The organism is Pseudomonas viridiflava (genome assembly GCF_900602065.1).
Classification (GTDB): Bacteria; Pseudomonadota; Gammaproteobacteria; order Pseudomonadales; family Pseudomonadaceae; genus Aquipseudomonas.
The window spans coordinates 1-290 of the sequence record NZ_UWFN01000144.1; the positions used below are offsets into that span (position 1 = coordinate 1).

The window sequence follows — 290 nt, forward strand, 5'->3', positions numbered from 1 at the left end:
TCTGGATGCAGTGCTTAGCCAACTGGCAGTCGGTGCGCGCGTAGTGATCTGCGGTGCGATCAGTCAGTACAACAGCACCACGGCCGTCAAAGGCCCGGCCAACTATCTGTCGTTGCTGGTCAACCGTGCACGCATGGAAGGCTTTGTAGTGCTCGACCACGCGGCTCGTTTCGGTGAAGCGGGCAAGGAACTGGCAGGCTGGGTCAAGGAAGGCAAGATCAAGAGCAAGGAGCACATCGAGGAAGGTCTCGAAACCTTCCCTGAAACCCTGCTCAAGCTGTTCAGTGGCG

At 58.3% G+C, this 290-nt stretch carries 1 pseudogene; it reads left to right on the plus strand.

Annotated elements, in window-relative coordinates:
• Positions 1-290 (plus strand): annotated as a pseudogene (locus EE949_RS08365) (NADP-dependent oxidoreductase); the annotation flags it as partial.